General features: G+C 65.9%; 11 protein-coding genes. 5 read left to right on the forward strand and 6 right to left on the reverse strand.

All coding sequences use genetic code 11. The features are described 5' to 3' along the window. Nucleotides 1-6: 6 nt before the first annotated feature. Both QM588_RS09100 and QM588_RS09105 read right to left on the reverse strand, forming a co-directional pair. Nucleotides 7-1,263 (reverse strand): hypothetical protein, encoded by a 1,257-nt coding sequence (locus QM588_RS09100; protein ID WP_283312712.1) that lies wholly within the window; start codon nt 1,261-1,263, stop codon nt 7-9. Further along, nucleotides 1,260-2,024, reverse strand: coding sequence for a crotonase/enoyl-CoA hydratase family protein (locus tag QM588_RS09105; protein WP_283312714.1), 765 nt, complete (start codon nt 2,022-2,024; stop codon nt 1,260-1,262). The genes QM588_RS09100 and QM588_RS09105 overlap by 4 nt, the downstream gene beginning before the upstream one ends. 60 nt (nt 2,025-2,084) lie before the next feature. On the opposite strand from QM588_RS09105, the gene QM588_RS09110 reads away from it, so the two are divergent. Together QM588_RS09110 and QM588_RS09115 are read left to right on the forward strand one after the other, a co-directional pair. Further along, entirely contained in the window at nt 2,085-2,687 is a 603-nt protein-coding gene (locus tag QM588_RS09110; RefSeq protein WP_283312716.1) for a TetR/AcrR family transcriptional regulator, read from the forward strand. Continuing rightward, on the forward strand, nt 2,674-4,290 hold the full coding sequence (locus QM588_RS09115; protein ID WP_283312718.1) for an acyl-CoA dehydrogenase family protein: 1,617 nt from the start codon (nt 2,674-2,676) through the stop codon (nt 4,288-4,290). The genes QM588_RS09110 and QM588_RS09115 overlap by 14 nt, the downstream gene beginning before the upstream one ends. Before the next feature lie 65 nt (nt 4,291-4,355). On the opposite strand, the gene QM588_RS09120 is transcribed toward QM588_RS09115, so the two are convergent. Together QM588_RS09120 and pgi are read right to left on the reverse strand one after the other, a co-directional pair. After that, nucleotides 4,356-5,324, reverse strand: a complete 969-nt coding sequence (locus QM588_RS09120) for a type IV toxin-antitoxin system AbiEi family antitoxin domain-containing protein (RefSeq protein ID WP_283312719.1) — start codon at nt 5,322-5,324, stop codon at nt 4,356-4,358. A gap of 148 nt (nt 5,325-5,472) precedes the next feature. Then, complete coding sequence (pgi, locus tag QM588_RS09125; protein WP_283312720.1) at nt 5,473-7,122, reverse strand: glucose-6-phosphate isomerase; 1,650 nt, start codon at nt 7,120-7,122, stop codon at nt 5,473-5,475. Nucleotides 7,123-7,205: 83 nt separating this feature from the next. Between pgi and QM588_RS09130 the strand changes: the two genes are divergently transcribed. Then, nucleotides 7,206-8,657 carry an NAD-dependent succinate-semialdehyde dehydrogenase gene (locus QM588_RS09130; protein ID WP_135046668.1) on the forward strand — a complete coding sequence of 484 codons (1,452 nt, stop codon included), beginning with the start codon at nt 7,206-7,208 and terminating at the stop codon, nt 8,655-8,657. Nucleotides 8,658-8,701: 44 nt separating this feature from the next. Here the strand turns inward: QM588_RS09130 and QM588_RS09135 are convergent, their stop codons facing one another. Then, nucleotides 8,702-8,992 (reverse strand): chorismate mutase, encoded by a 291-nt coding sequence (locus QM588_RS09135; protein WP_027496010.1) that lies wholly within the window; start codon nt 8,990-8,992, stop codon nt 8,702-8,704. A 328-nt stretch (nt 8,993-9,320) separates the two neighbouring features. Here QM588_RS09135 and pcrA point away from each other — a divergent pair, with 328 nt between their 5' ends. Then, the gene (gene pcrA / locus QM588_RS09140) at nt 9,321-11,810 is read left to right on the forward strand and encodes a DNA helicase PcrA (RefSeq protein WP_135046539.1); all 2,490 of its coding nucleotides are present in this window, start codon (nt 9,321-9,323) and stop codon (nt 11,808-11,810) included. Nucleotides 11,811-11,883: 73 nt separating this feature from the next. Here the strand turns inward: pcrA and QM588_RS09145 are convergent, their stop codons facing one another. Then, a complete protein-coding gene (locus QM588_RS09145) occupies nt 11,884-12,888 on the reverse strand; it encodes a M23 family metallopeptidase (protein WP_283312721.1) in 1,005 nt (334 codons plus the stop codon). Between the two features lie 232 nt (nt 12,889-13,120). On the opposite strand from QM588_RS09145, the gene QM588_RS09150 reads away from it, so the two are divergent. After that, nucleotides 13,121-14,983 (forward strand): hypothetical protein, encoded by a 1,863-nt coding sequence (locus tag QM588_RS09150; RefSeq protein WP_283312722.1) that lies wholly within the window; start codon nt 13,121-13,123, stop codon nt 14,981-14,983. The last annotated feature ends 38 nt before the right edge of the window (nt 14,984-15,021 follow it).

Consider the following 15,021-nt stretch of genomic DNA (forward strand, 5'->3'; position numbering starts at 1 on the left):
GTAGACCTACCAGGGTGTACCGGCCAGGTTTCGCCGCGCCAGGGCGCGGTGCACCGCTGCGGTGAGCTCTGCCGCCGATCCGACCAGCGCGTCGTCGGTGCACACCAGGGAGAGTGTGTAGCGCCCGTCCATCCGGGACAGGTAGGTCGACAGCCTGATCGTCGACAGCGGGATCGGTCCCGTCGGCGCAGGGTGGATCGCGCGGGTGGCCAGACCGCAGGATCGATGCGGGCCGAGGGTCGTCAGAGCGTGCGGAATGTCGCCGATGTTGGAGCACAACACTTCTCCGCGCCCCGGCGTCGAGGTCAACTTCGCCGCGAGGCGGTGGGGGAGCAGTTGGACAACCTCGGGCGGGTACCCCGCGGGCGCTCCGACGGGTGCGGCGAAGGCAGCTTTGCAGGCCGCGCGTACGACCGCCGGTGAATCGTCTCCGCGCACGTCGACGGTGGCCATCCCGATCGAGTTCGCGTCGCCGGATCCGGTGCGGAAGGGGATGTCGACGGTCACCGCGGGTGAGCCGAGTTCTGTCATGGTCGCCGCGACGACACACACGAACAACGAATTGGGTGAGCCACCGCCGAGCTCGGCAGCCGAATCCCACTGCGCTGCATCGATATCCACGACCACCGAGGAGGCACGTCGAACGCGGTGGGGGCGAGTGCGATTCGAGTCGGATGCCGTGAACGCGCGCAGCTCGGCTCGAGCCTTCGCGCTCACCCACAGTCGAGCGGTCGCGACGATCGACCGCACGAGCACGGTGACGATCATGCGTATCGCGTCGGCCGCGTCCGAGCCGGGGGAGGCGATCGGCTCGGTTGTCGTCGCGCCTGAAAACGACTGTGCGGCAGCATTGATGAGCCCACGGGCATCGGCGAGGGGATGCGAGCACACCAACGATACGACGGTACCGCCGCCGGCCAGTGGAGCTGCCGTCAACCGCCACCCCGGTCCGAATTGTGGATCCAACGGCACATCGGCCTGATGGTCGGCCCACTCGATGGCGTCGTCGACCGGCTCGGAGGCGACCGTCAGCGGCAGCGAGGTGGGACAGACGTCCCATCGGAGCCGGGCACCGGGGATGCGAGGCACGCCGACCTGCCGACCCAGCTGCCCGCGTCCGAGCGCAGCGTGTACCCGCTCGAGTTCGTCCTGGGTCACCGACTCAGCTGTACGCCAAATCCCCTGCAGTGCAATCGGTGTGCCGTACCCGCGGTGTGTGCGGAGAAAGATCTGGTCGATCACCGACAGGCGGGTCGAGGTCACGGGTTGGGGGTACCGTGTCGCCCCGCGCCCGAGGCGAACCGACTGGCTCCGGTGAGCGCGTCGGCGGTGATTGAGATGGCACCGTGCCGGAACTCGTTCTTCAGCGCGGCCTCCTCGTCGAGGCCGTCCTGCTCGAGGACGGACTGCCGATCCTCGCGCATGCACGTCTGAGGCAGCAACGCCAGTTCGGCGGCCAATGCCTCGGCCTCGGATCGGGCACGGCCGACCGGAACCACCCGGGTGACCAATCCGATGTCCAACGCCTCCTGGGCGGCCACGGCACGACCGGTGAGAATCATGTCCATCGCTCGTCCGGTACCGATGATGCGCGGCAATCTTACTGTGCCGCCGTCGATCAGAGGCACGCCCCAGCGCCGACAGAACACGCCGAACGTGGCGTCGTCCTCCGCGATGCGCAGGTCGCACCATAGGGCGAGTTCGAGCCCGCCCGCGACGGCGTATCCCGATACCGCTGCGATGACCGGCTTGGACAACCGCATTCGCGTCGGGCCCATCGGACCGTCACCGTGTTCGGTCGCGTGGTTCGACCTGGGGGTGCCGAGCGCCTTCAGATCGGCACCGGAGCAAAAGGTTCCGCCTTCGCCCCACAAGACGGCGACCGACGCGGATTCGTCGGCATCGAATTCCTCGAAGGCCTGAGTGAGTTCTTGGGCAGTGGGGCCGTCGACGGCGTTGCGAGCCTCCGGGCGTGAGAGGACCACGGTGGTGACGGGGCCTGATCGTTCGATCCGTACCGGCATGGTTACGAACCTACTCGAGTCCCCTTGCGTGAAGCACTGAATCAATGCTTCAATCCTTCAATGCCCTACCGGCGAACACCCGCAGTGCAGGCCAGGCTCGATGCCGGCCGAACGAAACTGCTCGCTGCCGCCGTCGAGGTCCTGTCCACCAAGGGATACGCGGGCCTGTCGGTGGCTTCGGTCGCCGCGGCCGCCGGCGTGTCCGCGGGCAGTGTCTACACCCACTTCGACGGCAAATCCGACCTCGTCGTCGAGATCTTCCGTCAGGTCTGCACCCGAGAAGTGGCTGCGGTGGTCGCCGTCGCCGCACACGGCAGCACGTCCGAGCGAGTCGCCGCGGTGGTCCAGACCTTCGCCGGTCGGGCCCTGCAGAACCGCACGATGGCTTACGCGCTGCTTGCCGAACCGGTCGATCCAGCAGTGGAGGCGGAGCGTTTGGTGTTCCGGCGCAAATTCACCGCTGCGTTCGCCGACGCGATTGTGGCAGGAATCGCGGCCGGGGAAATTCCCGATCAGGACGCGGCCATCTCGGCCGCAGGCCTCGTCGGTGCCGTCGGAGAAGTGCTGGTCGGTCCGTTGTCCTCGCACGAGTCGGTGGACGTGGTCCCCGGGCTCGTCGCGTATTCGTTGCGTGCGTTAGGAGTTCGAGATGAACACACATGAGGTATTCAATCAGGCAGTCGATCTGACGCCTTACGACGTGTCCGACGACGCCTCGCTGCTGGACGGCCTCGACCGAGCCGGCGGCGGTTGGGCGCGCGACGAGGTGCGGCAATTGGGCGCGCTCGCAGGCGGAGTCGAGGCCCAGGAGTGGGGCAGGCTCGCGAACGAGAACCCACCGGTGCTCAGAACGCACGATCGGTACGGCCATCGCGTCGACGAGGTCGAATTCCACCCGCACTGGCACGATCTGATGACCGTCGCAGTGCAACATGGACTACACGCCAGCCCGTGGACGGACGATCGGGTGGGTGCGCACGTGGCCCGCGCCGCGAAATTCTACGTCTGGGGACAGGCCGAAGCAGGCCACATGTGCCCGATCTCGATGACCTACGCCGTTGTACCGGCGTTGCGGCACAACCCCTCTCTCGCCGCGCAGTTCGAACCTCTGCTCGCGTCCCGGGAATATGATTTCGGGCTGCGCGAACCGTCGAGCAAACGCGGCTTGATCGCCGGTATGTCCATGACGGAAAAGCAAGGCGGCTCGGACGTTCGCGCCAACACCACCACGGCCACCCCGTCGTCGGACGGCACCTATTCGATCGTCGGCCACAAGTGGTTCACCTCGGCACCGATGTCGGACATGTTCCTGACGTTGGCCCAGGCGCCCGGCGGGCTCTCGTGTTTCATGTTGCCCCGGGTGCTGCCCGACGGCTCCCGTAACCGAATGATGTTGCAGCGCTTGAAGGACAAGCTCGGTAACAAGTCCAACGCCTCGGGAGAACTGGAATACGACGGTGCGACCGGCTGGCTCGTCGGCGAGGAGGGCCGCGGGGTGCGCACCATCATCGAGATGGTCAACATGACCAGGTTGGACTGCGTCATCGGGTCCGCGGCCGGTATCCGCAACGCCACCGTGCGCGCGGTGCACCACGCACGTCACCGAGCTGCCTTCGGTGCACCGTTGATCGATCAGCCACTGATGCAAAACGTATTGGCGGACTTGACCATCGAATCCGAGGCTGCGACCGCCGCCATGATCCGGTTGGCACAGGCCACCGACGGTTCCGCTCGCGGCGACGAGCAGGAGAGTGCCCTACGCCGAATTGCGTTGGCCATCACCAAGTACTGGGTGTGCAAGCGCGCACCCGCACATGCGGCCGAAGCACTCGAATGCCTCGGCGGCAACGGCTACGTCGAAGAATCGGGTATGCCTCGGTTGTTCCGCGAATCGCCGCTGATGTCGATCTGGGAGGGCTCGGGCAACGTCGCCGCACTCGACTCGCTGCGTGCACTCGCTCGTCAACCCGACAGCGTCGAGGCCTTCTTCGGTGAGATCGGCAAGGCGTCGGGCGTGGATTCTCGACTCGACGACGCCATCGCCCGCGTCGGCAAGGAACTCTCCGACTCCTCCGACATGGAATACCGTGCCAGGCGAGTCGTCGAACTGATGGCACTGACCTTCCAGGGCGCACAGCTGGTGATGCACGGGAATTCCGCTGTGGCCGATGCCTTCTGCGCGAGCCGGCTCGACCGAGACTGGGGCATTGCCTTCGGTACCCTCCCGACGGGAGTCGATACCTCAGGGGTGTTGACTCGGGTGTGATGGTTTGGCTCGTGTCCTGCGGATCAGCTCCCCACATTCGTAAATGTGACGCCGATCGGAGTCGGTTATCCGAAACTGGGGAGCTGATCCGCCGTCATCCGCTGATCGCCGAACCATCCGCTGGGTGCCGGTAGCGCAGCTGCGCGGGCGAAGGCCTGCTCGAAGCGGCGAAGGAGTGCTCGGGGATCGTCGAGTTCACGCCAGTTCCACCGCACGATGACCCAACCCAGTTCGCGAAGTCGGTCCTCGCGATACTTCTCGTCCAGCAGAACGCGTTTCGAGTCGTACTTCGATTCGCCGTCGAATTCGCCGATGACACCCAGCTCCCAGAACAGGAAGTCGACTCTTCCCACGAAGCGGCCGGCTCCGTCGTGCACCCATTGGTTGAGCAGAGGTGTGGGGAGCGGGAGGGTTTCGAACAGCACTCGGCTGCGCGATTCGCCGACGCTCTCACTGCGCCCATTCATCAGAGACACCGCGCGTCGGGCGGCTGCGATGCCGGTCCGGAATCGTGCGGATTCGACCGCGTGGGCCAGCGCGTCCGAGTCCGTGTGGCCGGATCTCAGTGCACTGTCGCCGACGCATACCGATCGATCCACACTGCTGGTGCGAGCGATGTCCACGACCGTTCGAGCCGCGGTGGTGACCGGGTAGCCGTTGACGGTTGTGCGTTCGGCGGGGTTCAATGTAGTCCCGTGGAGAATTCGGAGCGGGCGACGCTTGCTCGCGTAATCGAGACCGTGTGTCATGTGTACCTTGTCGAGCGGCAGCTTCCAGACGTCGAAGCCCCAGGCGATGGCCGCCGAGACGTGGCTGAGCACTTCTTCCGCCGGTGTGGACATCAGATACGACCGCGCCAGTAGGAAATGACGTTCGGTCGGGCTGGCCTCGTCCATCAGCGTGGTAGGCACATAAAAGCCCGGTCGCAGCACCGACAATTCACCGGCGCGGCGCAGCCTTTTCAGGTCGTCGTCGGTCAACCCGAAAGTAAGTGCGTCAGCTCTGGTGAACAGGTCGGTGTGAGGTAGGTCCATGGATGCTTGGACGCGCCGACCGTCGATTCGGATCCGTATGCAGCGAAAAAGCTCCCCAGTTTCGGATTTCCGACGCCGATCGGAGGCATAAATCCGAAACTGGGGAGCTGATCCGCGTCCCGGCCGGGCCCGAGCGGCCCGACCGACCTCAGACTGCGCGACCCCGCTGCGATCGGTACCAGCGCACCAGTGCATCGGTCGACGAATCCGATTGCACGGCAGGGGCTTCGGAATCGGTGAGCACCGGGGTCAGTTCGAGTGCCTGGGTCTTGCCGAGTTCGACGCCCCACTGGTCGTAGGAGTCGACTCCCCAGATGACGCCTTCGACGAAGACCTGGTGTTCGTACAGGGCGATCAACTGGCCGACGACGGACGGGGTGAGCTTGGGGGCGAGGATCGAGGTGGACGGCCTGTTGCCCGGCATCACCTTGTGCGGCACCACATCTGCCGGTGTGTCCTCGGCGGCGATTTCCTCGGCGGTCTTGCCGAAGGCGAGCACCTTGGTCTGGGCGAAGAAGTTGCTCATCAGCAGATCGTGCATCGAGCCGCTGCCGTCGCGGGTGGGCAGATCGTCGGTGGGCTCGGCGAAGCCGATGAAGTCTGCCGGCACCAAACGTGTTCCCTGGTGCAGCAATTGGTAGAAGGCATGCTGACCGTTGGTGCCCGGCTCGCCCCAGAATATTTCACCGGTCGGCGTGGTGACGGGGGAGCCGTCGGCCTTGACGGACTTGCCGTTGGACTCCATCGTCAGCTGCTGCAGGTAGGCCGCAAAGCGCGAGAGGTCATTCGAATACGGCAGTACCGCACGGGTTTCCGCACCGAAGAACGAGCTGTACCACAGGCCGATCAAGCCGAGCAGAACCGGCGCGTTCTCGGCGAGCGGTGTCGACCGGAAGTGCTCGTCGATCCGATGAAAGCCGTCGAGAAATTCGGCGAACGCCTCTTTGCCGACAACGGCCATGACCGACAGTCCGATTGCCGAGTCCACGGAATAGCGTCCGCCCACCCAGTCCCAGAAGCCGAACATGTTGTCGGTGTCGATGCCGAAGTCTGCGACGCGTTCGGCGTTGGTGGACACGGCGACGAAGTGCTTGGCGACGGCGTCCTCACCGAGTGCGTCGACGAGCCAGCGGCGGGCCGCGGTCGCGTTGGTCAGCGTCTCGAGGGTGGAGAACGTCTTGGACGCGATGATGAACAGCGTCGACGCCGGGTCGAGTCCGTCGAGCGCGCCGACGAGATCGGCGGGGTCGACGTTCGAGACGAACTTCGCGGAGATCCCCGCATCGGCGTAGTGACGGAGCGCGTTGTAGACCATGACCGGGCCCAAGTCGGATCCGCCGATGCCGATGTTGACGACGGTGGAGATCTTCTCGCCGGTGGCACCGACCCATTCGCCCGAACGTACTCGATCGGTGAATTCACCCATGGCAGTGAGGACTTCGTGTACATCGGCGACAACGTCCTGGCCGTCGACGGTCAACGACGCAGCGGCCGGAAGACGGAGCGCGGTGTGCAGAACGGCGCGGTCCTCGGAGGTGTTGATGTGCTCGCCTGCGAACATGGCGTCGCGCTTGCCTTCGACGTCTGCGGTGCGCGCCAGTTCGATCAGCAGCGCGAGAGTCTCGCTGGTGACGCGGTGCTTGCTGTAGTCGATGTGAAGATCGGCGGCGTCGAGGGTGAACGTGCGCGCACGGTCGGAGTCCTCGGCGAACAATGTCCGAAGATGAGTATCGGCGATCGTGGAGTGGTGATCGGTCAGTTTCTGCCAGGCATCCGTGCCGGTGATATCGACGCTCATAGGAACCAACAGTAATCCGGTGCCGAGTCGAGCGCGCGTCGTTTGTCGTTTGCATCGGGCGCTGCGGAGGCATCATGGACGGTATGGACCAACGTGCATTGATCGATTCGATTCCGGCAAAACTGTGGATCGGCGGCAAGGCCGTCGACGCCGAGGGCGGTAAGACGTTCCCGGTGAACGATCCGGCGACCGGCAAGCCCCTGACGGAGGTGGCCGACGCATCGCCCGCCGACGCGATGAAGGCCCTCGACGCGGCTGCTGCGGCGCAGAAGAGCTGGGCGGCAACACCTGCCCGCGAACGCAGTGAAATTCTTCGAGCGGCGTTCGAGAAGGTCACCGAGCGTGCCGACGACATCGCGCTGTTGATGACTCTGGAAATGGGCAAGGCCCTCGCGGAGTCGAAGGCCGAGGTGAAATACGGCGCGGAGTTCTTCCGGTGGTTCGCCGAGGAAGCGGTGCGCATCGGCGGTCGATACACCCCGGCCCCGGCAGGCAACGGCCGCATTCTCGTGACTAAGGCTCCGGTCGGCCCGGTACTGGCGATCACCCCGTGGAACTTTCCGTTGGCGATGGGCACCAGGAAGATCGGGCCCGCTCTGGCCGCCGGCTGCACCATCGTGGTCAAGCCGGCCCGGGAGACCCCGCTGACGATGTTGCTGCTCGCGCAGATCTTCGACGAGGTCGGCCTGCCGGAGGGCGTGCTCTCCGTGCTGACGACGTCGAAGTCCGGCGACGTCACCGGGCCGCTGCTAGAAGACCCGAGGCTCCGCAAACTCACCTTCACCGGATCCACCGGCGTCGGCAAATCGCTCGTCGAGAAGTCCGCGACGAGGTTGCTGCGGACGTCGATGGAACTCGGTGGCAATGCCCCGTTCGTGGTGTTCGACGACGCGAACATCGACGACGCGGTGGACGGCGCGATGCTGGCGAAGATGCGCAACGGCGGCGAGGCCTGCACGGCGGCGAACCGTCTGCACGTGCACAACAGTGTGCGTGAGGAATTCACCACCAAGTTGGTGGCGAAGATGTCCGAGATGAAGCTCGGACCCGGCGTCGACCCCGACACCAAGCTCGGCCCGCTGATCAACGCGGACCAGCTCGAGACCGTGCAGGAGCTCGTCGACGATGCAGTGGAGAAGGGGGCGACGGTAGCGCTCGGCGGTAGCGCACCGGGTGGCGACGGCTACTTCTACCCGGCGACCGTACTCACCGACATGCCGGCGTCGGCCCGCATTCTGAAGGAGGAAGTGTTCGGTCCGGTGGCCCCGATCGTCGGATTCGATACCGAACAAGAAGGAATCGACGCGGCCAACGCTACCGAGTACGGCTTGGCGTCGTACATCTACACCGAAAGCTTGGACCGTGCGCTACGGGTGGCCGACGCGATCGACAGCGGCATGGTGGGTGTCAACCGCGGAGTGATCTCGGACGCGGCAGCACCGTTCGGTGGAGTCAAAGAATCCGGATTCGGCCGTGAGGGCGGATCCGAGGGAATCGAGGAATACCTCGAGACCAAGTACATCGCACTGAAGTAGAGCATCGGTTGGGCGTGCATCCTGCGCGCCCAACCGGGGTTCGGTCAGTGGCCGAGGCGACCGCGGCCGAGGCGGAGCAGGAGCATGGCCAGCGTGTGGCCTTCCTGGCCGAGGCTGCTGAAACGCTCGAGAACTTTCATCTCACGGCTGTGCACGAGGCGCGGGCCGCCGGACGCCATGCGGGTGCGTCCGATGATCTGCGAGACCTCGGACCGACGCCGCACTGCTGCGAGGATCTCGGCGTCGAGACGGTCGATCTCCTGACGCAGGTCGTTGATCTCGGCTTCGCTGGAAGGCAATGCAGTCTCTGAATCGATCTTCGTCGTCATAGCCATCGTCTCTCCTCGGGTCACATCTTGGATCGTTGCGTCGTCCGGCACCGTTACGCCTTTCGTATTCGGAACTGCAGCGGCTGTCGGCTGGGTTTCGTCTCGAAGGACCGAGATCGACAAGATTCCCGCCGGGAAAGCTGGGGCGTTACGACTGTCGACAGGCTCCCGCTCGTCCGGCTGCGCAGTGGCCGATCCGACGCAAGCGATGACGCACGACTTTTTCGATCACCGATCCAGTGTGCCACGGGGTAACCGTCCTGAAAAGTCGGAGACGACGCCGACGACCACGGGATGTGGGTTTGTCGGTACGCGCCGGTAGCCTGGCCAGACGATGAACACATTCCTCCAGGGCCTCGAGTCCCGTAAGAACACCTCGTCCGACGCGCTGCTGGAGGGGCTCAATCCTCAGCAGCGTGAGGCCGTCGTGCACACGGGATCGCCGCTGCTCATCGTGGCCGGTGCAGGCTCGGGCAAGACAGCGGTGCTGACGCGTCGCATCGCGTATCTGCTCGCGGAGCGGGGGGTGTCGCCGGGGCAGGTCCTGGCGATCACGTTCACCAACAAGGCGGCCGCCGAGATGCGCGAGCGGGTGGCCGGTTTGGTGGGGCCCAGGGCGAACGCGATGTGGGTGTCGACGTTCCACTCCAGTTGCGTGCGCATCCTGCGGGCCCAGGCGGCACTGTTGCCGGGGTTGAACTCCAACTTCTCGATCTACGACGCGGACGACTCACGTCGGCTGTTGACGATGATCTCGAAAGACCTGCAGATCGACACCAAGAAGTTCTCGGCCCGCCTGCTCTCGACGGCGATCTCCAACCTCAAGAACGAGCTGATCGGCCCGGACAAGGCCGCCGAGGACGCCGACGGCGACCCTGCCGAGCTGCCCCGACTCGTCGCGAAGGTCTATCGCATCTATCAGCAGCGTCTGCGCGCGGCCAACGCCATGGACTTCGACGACCTCATCGGCGAAACCGTGGGCATTCTGCAGGCCTTCCCGCAGGTGGCGCAGTACTACCGACGCCGGTTCCGGCACGTACTGGTCGACGAGTACCAGGACACCAACCACGCCCAGTACATGCTGGTTCGCGAACTCGTCGGCACCCCCGATGCGGACGGCGCGCTCGAAGGCACCGTTGCGCCGGGAGAACTGTGCGTGGTGGGTGACGCCGACCAGTCGATCTACGCATTCCGCGGCGCGACCATTCGCAACATCGAGGAGTTCGAGCGCGACTACCCCGACGCTCGCACCATTCTGCTCGAGCAGAACTACCGATCGACGCAGAACATTCTGTCGGCGGCCAATGCCGTCATCTCGCGCAACATCGGACGCCGCGAGAAGAAGTTGTGGACCGACACCGGTGAAGGCGAACTGATCGTCGGGTACGTCGCCGACAACGAGCACGACGAGGCGTCGTTCGTCGCGTCGGAGATCGATCGACTCGTCGACAGCGGAGATGTGCGTTTCGACGAGGTGGCGGTGTTCTACCGCACCAACAACTCCTCGCGTGCGCTCGAAGAGATCTTCATTCGATTGGGCCTGCCGTACAAGGTGGTCGGCGGAGTCCGGTTCTACGAGCGCAAGGAGGTCCGTGATCTCGTTGCGTACCTGCGCGTGCTGTCCAACGAAGACGACACCGTCAGTATGCGGCGCATCCTCAATACCCCCCGCCGTGGCATCGGAGACCGCGCCGAGGCGTGTGTGGCCGTGCACGCCGAGCAACGCGACATCAGCTTCTCGCGAGCGCTGCACGACGCGGCCGCGGGCAAGGTGGCGTTGCTCAACTCGCGGCAGCAGAAGTTGATCGCTCAGTTCATGGAACTGCTCGACGAGTTGCGTGCCGTCCTGACGGCCACCGACGGAGACGGCAACGACATCGCCGATATCGGCGACGTGGTCGAAGCAGTTCTGGACCGCACCGGCTATCGCGCCGAGCTCGAGGCCAGTAGCGACCCGCAGGACGGTGCTCGCCTGGACAACCTCAACGAATTGGTCAGCGTCGCACGGGAGTTCACGTCCGAGGCGCGTAACCAGGCCGCAGTGGCGGAAGAGGCACTCGAAACAGGTGACGACCGGAACGACGAGGACGGCGGTGTCGACGGTCTGGCCGAGCCCGGTTCGTTGGCCGCTTTCCTCGAACGGGTTTCTCTGGTTGCCGACACCGATCAGATTCCCGATTCGGGCACCGGCGTCGTGACGTTGATGACGCTGCACACCGCCAAAGGGCTGGAATTTCCGGTCGTCTTCGTCACCGGGTGGGAAGACGGCCAGTTCCCGCACATGCGTGCGCTCGGTGATCCGAACGAGCTGTCCGAGGAGCGACGCCTGGCGTACGTGGGCATCACTCGCGCGCGGCAACGGCTCTACCTCACGCGCGCGATCATGAGGTCGGCGTGGGGTCAGCCCATCGCCAACCCGGAATCACGCTTCCTGCAAGAGGTTCCGCAGCATCTGATCGACTGGCGTCGCGAAGATCCGGGCACCGGCGGCGGCCGCGCAATCGGCGGCGGTAGATCCGGCAGCTACGGATCGAACAGTTACGGCTCGGGCGGCGGTTACGGCTCGGGCAACTACGGCTCCGGTAGCTACGGCGGGTCGTCGAGTCGTGGCCAGAGTTCGTCCCCGAGTTTCGGTGCCGCCAAGGGTCGCAACTCCAATCTGGTTCTGGCCGTAGGCGATCGAGTCAGCCACGACAAGTACGGACTGGGCACGGTGCTCGAATCCACCGGTGCCGGAGTCAAGGCGATGGTGCTGATCGATTTCGGCTCGGCAGGTCGCGTCAAGATGATGCTCATCGGCGGCGTTCCGATGACCAAGCTGTAGAAGTCCCGACAACGCCAAAGCCGGGCCCTGCGAAAGCGGGGTCCGGCTTTGTTGTGAAGCGGTGGAGAAGGACTCAGTCCATTTCGGGTCCGAGGGAGATTCCTCGGGACGCGAGCCAGGGGAGGGGATCGATCTTGACCTCACCCGGGAGATGAACCTCGAAGTGCAGGTGCGGGCCGGTGGAGAAGCCGCGGTTGCCCATACGTGCGATCTGGTCGCCGGCCATGACGTCCTGGCCCACGGTGACGAGCGAGCTGTCGATGTGGCCGTAGACCGTGATCGTGCCGTCGGCGTGCTGGAGGCGAACCCACATTCCGAAGCCCGATGCGGGACCGGAGTCGATCACCTTGCCGTCGGCGACGGCGTAGATGGGGGTTCCGATGGCATTGGCGACGTCGACGCCGGCATGCAGGACGCCCCATCGAGTGCCGAAGTTGGAGGTGTACGTGCCCTGAGCCGGGAGGGAGAACAGCGGGCGACGGGCAGCGGCCTCGCGTGCGGCCCGCTCTTCGCTGAAACGCTGGCCCTTGGCGAGCAGGTCGTTGAACTGGCTGAGGTCGACCGGTGCGGCGACGCTGAGGATCTGCGGTGCCTGCGAGGGGGTTGCGCTCGAAACGTCGGCTACCGGCTCGTCGGCCTGCGGTGCGGTGGTGGCTGCGAGTGCTGCGGCGGCCGGTGCTTCGCCTGCGGCCAGTGCGTACTCGGAGGTGGCGACTGCGGTGGGTGCATCGTCGTCGATGACGGCTTGACCTGCTGCAACAACGGCACCGGCGGCCACGGCCAGCACGGCGGCACGGCCCTTGAGTGCAGTCGGGGGAACGGGGATTCGGTGTGCTCCGCCGCGACGGGCCACGGGTGCGGCGTCTGCGGTGGTGGCGATCTTCGTGACGACGGTCGGTGTCTCGTCGGCTGCTACTGCACCGGCGAAATCGGCTTCGACGTACTCGTACGTGGGGTAGGAATAGGCCTCGTACGCACTCGGCTCGGTGGTGGGCTCGTAGCTGTACACCGTGGTCGCGTCGTCCGCCGTCGGGCGAGAGAATCGGCTGGAAGTAAAGGACGCGCGGTGCTGCTGCAAGACCTACAACCTCCGATATCTGTGACCTGGCCGTTACTGAAAGACTCGGCAGACGGTAACGAAATGGTTGCGGGCCGCGCAAGTTAACAGCCGAAACCAGCGTGATATGTGAGATGGCTCACAGAGTGACCAGGGTTTATGTGGTGAGACGCCACATCCGTAATCGGACACGAACGCGGCACGCACCGTGACCGACGGCTCGGGGCGCGACCGAGCCGATACCGTCCTACGAGTGCCGACCCCCACCTTCGACGACTCGTCCGCCCACGGCTCCGACCGAGCCGAACCGCAACGTATAGCGCCGCAGGATGCCCGCGGCGGAGTGGAAGATCATTCGCCCACGTCGCGCATCGTCGTCGCCGTCGTGCTCGCTGTCGTTGCCGCACTGTGTGCCGCTGCAGCTCCGCTGATCGGCGTCGTCCGAGCCGTCGACGGTTCGCCGGTGGGCGACGGTGTCTCGTCGGCCGCTGTGCTGGCCGTTGCGCTCCCGGTCGTGGTGGCGGTTGCGGCGGCCGCCAGCGCTGCGATGCGACGCATCGAATTCGGTGCCGCGCTCCTCGCGGGCTTCGGCGCGGTGACGCTCGGAATCGCAATCCTCGATCTCGCTGTGTTGTCCGATCCGATCGACGCGAACCGGCTCGAGCTCTTCCGTCCCCTGAGCGCCGCGATGCTCGACGCCACCCTCGGCTCTCATGTTCTGCTCGCCGGTCACGCTGCGTCGGTTCTGGCGGGTGCGGCGGGGTGGTCGGCAGTGCATCGCGCAGCGCTCGGTGACGGGTACGGACATTCGGTCTATTCGGAGCACGTGGGGCGGGCGACGGCGGGCCGAGTGGGTCCGATGTTGTCGATGCTGCTCGGGGTGCTCGGTGTTCTGGCCGCTGCAGCGGCGTTCGCGTCGCTGTACCGGTCGGCCGATCCGGTGGTGATCGTCTCGGCGGTGGTGGAGTCGCCGGTGTTCGTGGCGGTGGGGTCCGCGGTGGTCGGGATCGGCGCACTCGTGGTCACGGCCTCGGCTCTGGCCTCGCTCTCGCCGCTGGTCGCGTCCGGTGCCGCCGTCGGTGCAGGTCTCGGGGTCCTCTCGTTCGCGGGTGTCGGTCTGCTCGCCGGAGTGGGTACCGGTGCTCGGATCGAGGCCGGGCTCGGGGCGTACCTCGGCACCGTTGCCGGGCTCGGGTTGACCGTCGGGGGCGCTGTGTTGGCACCGATTGCCTCCGGTCGTGATCGCCGCGCTCTGGCGTCTGCTCGATCCGTCGCCGAGGGCGGCCGGGGTCCGCGCGGGGTCTCCGGGCCCGGCACCACGAGGTGGCATGTGGCAGCAGGCAGTGCGGGCGTGCTTGCCGGCGTACTGCTGGTGGTGGGGTCTCTGTTGCCGATTCTCGAGACCGACGCCGCGACTGCTGCGCCCACGATCCTGGCGACCCGCGTGGTGCTCGTAGCGGGTTTCGTCTCGATTCTGGCATCGGTGCCGCTGCTGTTCTCCGAGTTCTCCGCCGCCGCACGTCCGTTCTTGTCCGTCTTCTGGCTCGCTGCGGTCTCGGCCGCGGCGGCCGTGTTGCAGTCGGTGGTTCTGGCCGAGGATCTTGCGGGCGTCGATACCGGGACGGGTGCCCTGCTGATCATCGCGGGAGTCGTCGTCGCGGCCGTCACCGGACTGCTGGCACTGTTCGCCGGATCGGCCGAGCGTGACGACGTCGACACGTCCGAGGATGCGGCCACGCACTTCCCGGTGCTGGGAACTGCGCTCGTGGGGGCCCTTCTGCTGGCTGTCGGGTTGGCCCTGCCCCTGTATCGAGGCAGCGATCTGACCGCGGCGACCATCACCGAGTTCCCGTGGGGTTGGGACACCTGGGGACAGCTGCTGCTCGCCGTCGGCGTCGTCGTCGCCGCTGTCGTCGCCGCCCGAGCCCGCCCCGCGCGCGGCAGCGTTCTGCTCGTCGGTGCGGCCGTCGCGGGCATCGTTCATCTCGCGTCGTGGCCACTGACGTCCGCTCGCGCAGCCGACCCGGAGATGGGCCCCGGTGTCGTGCCATCGATTGCCGGAATCGTCGTTCTCGGTGTCGCGGCGGCACTTTCGGCTCGTCGCACCGATCGGTGACGCCGGTTTCACTGCGACCGCAGCGGTGAGATAGACCA

Source organism: Rhodococcus sp. IEGM 1354, assembly GCF_030056855.1.
Taxonomy (GTDB): domain Bacteria; phylum Actinomycetota; class Actinomycetes; order Mycobacteriales; family Mycobacteriaceae; genus Rhodococcoides.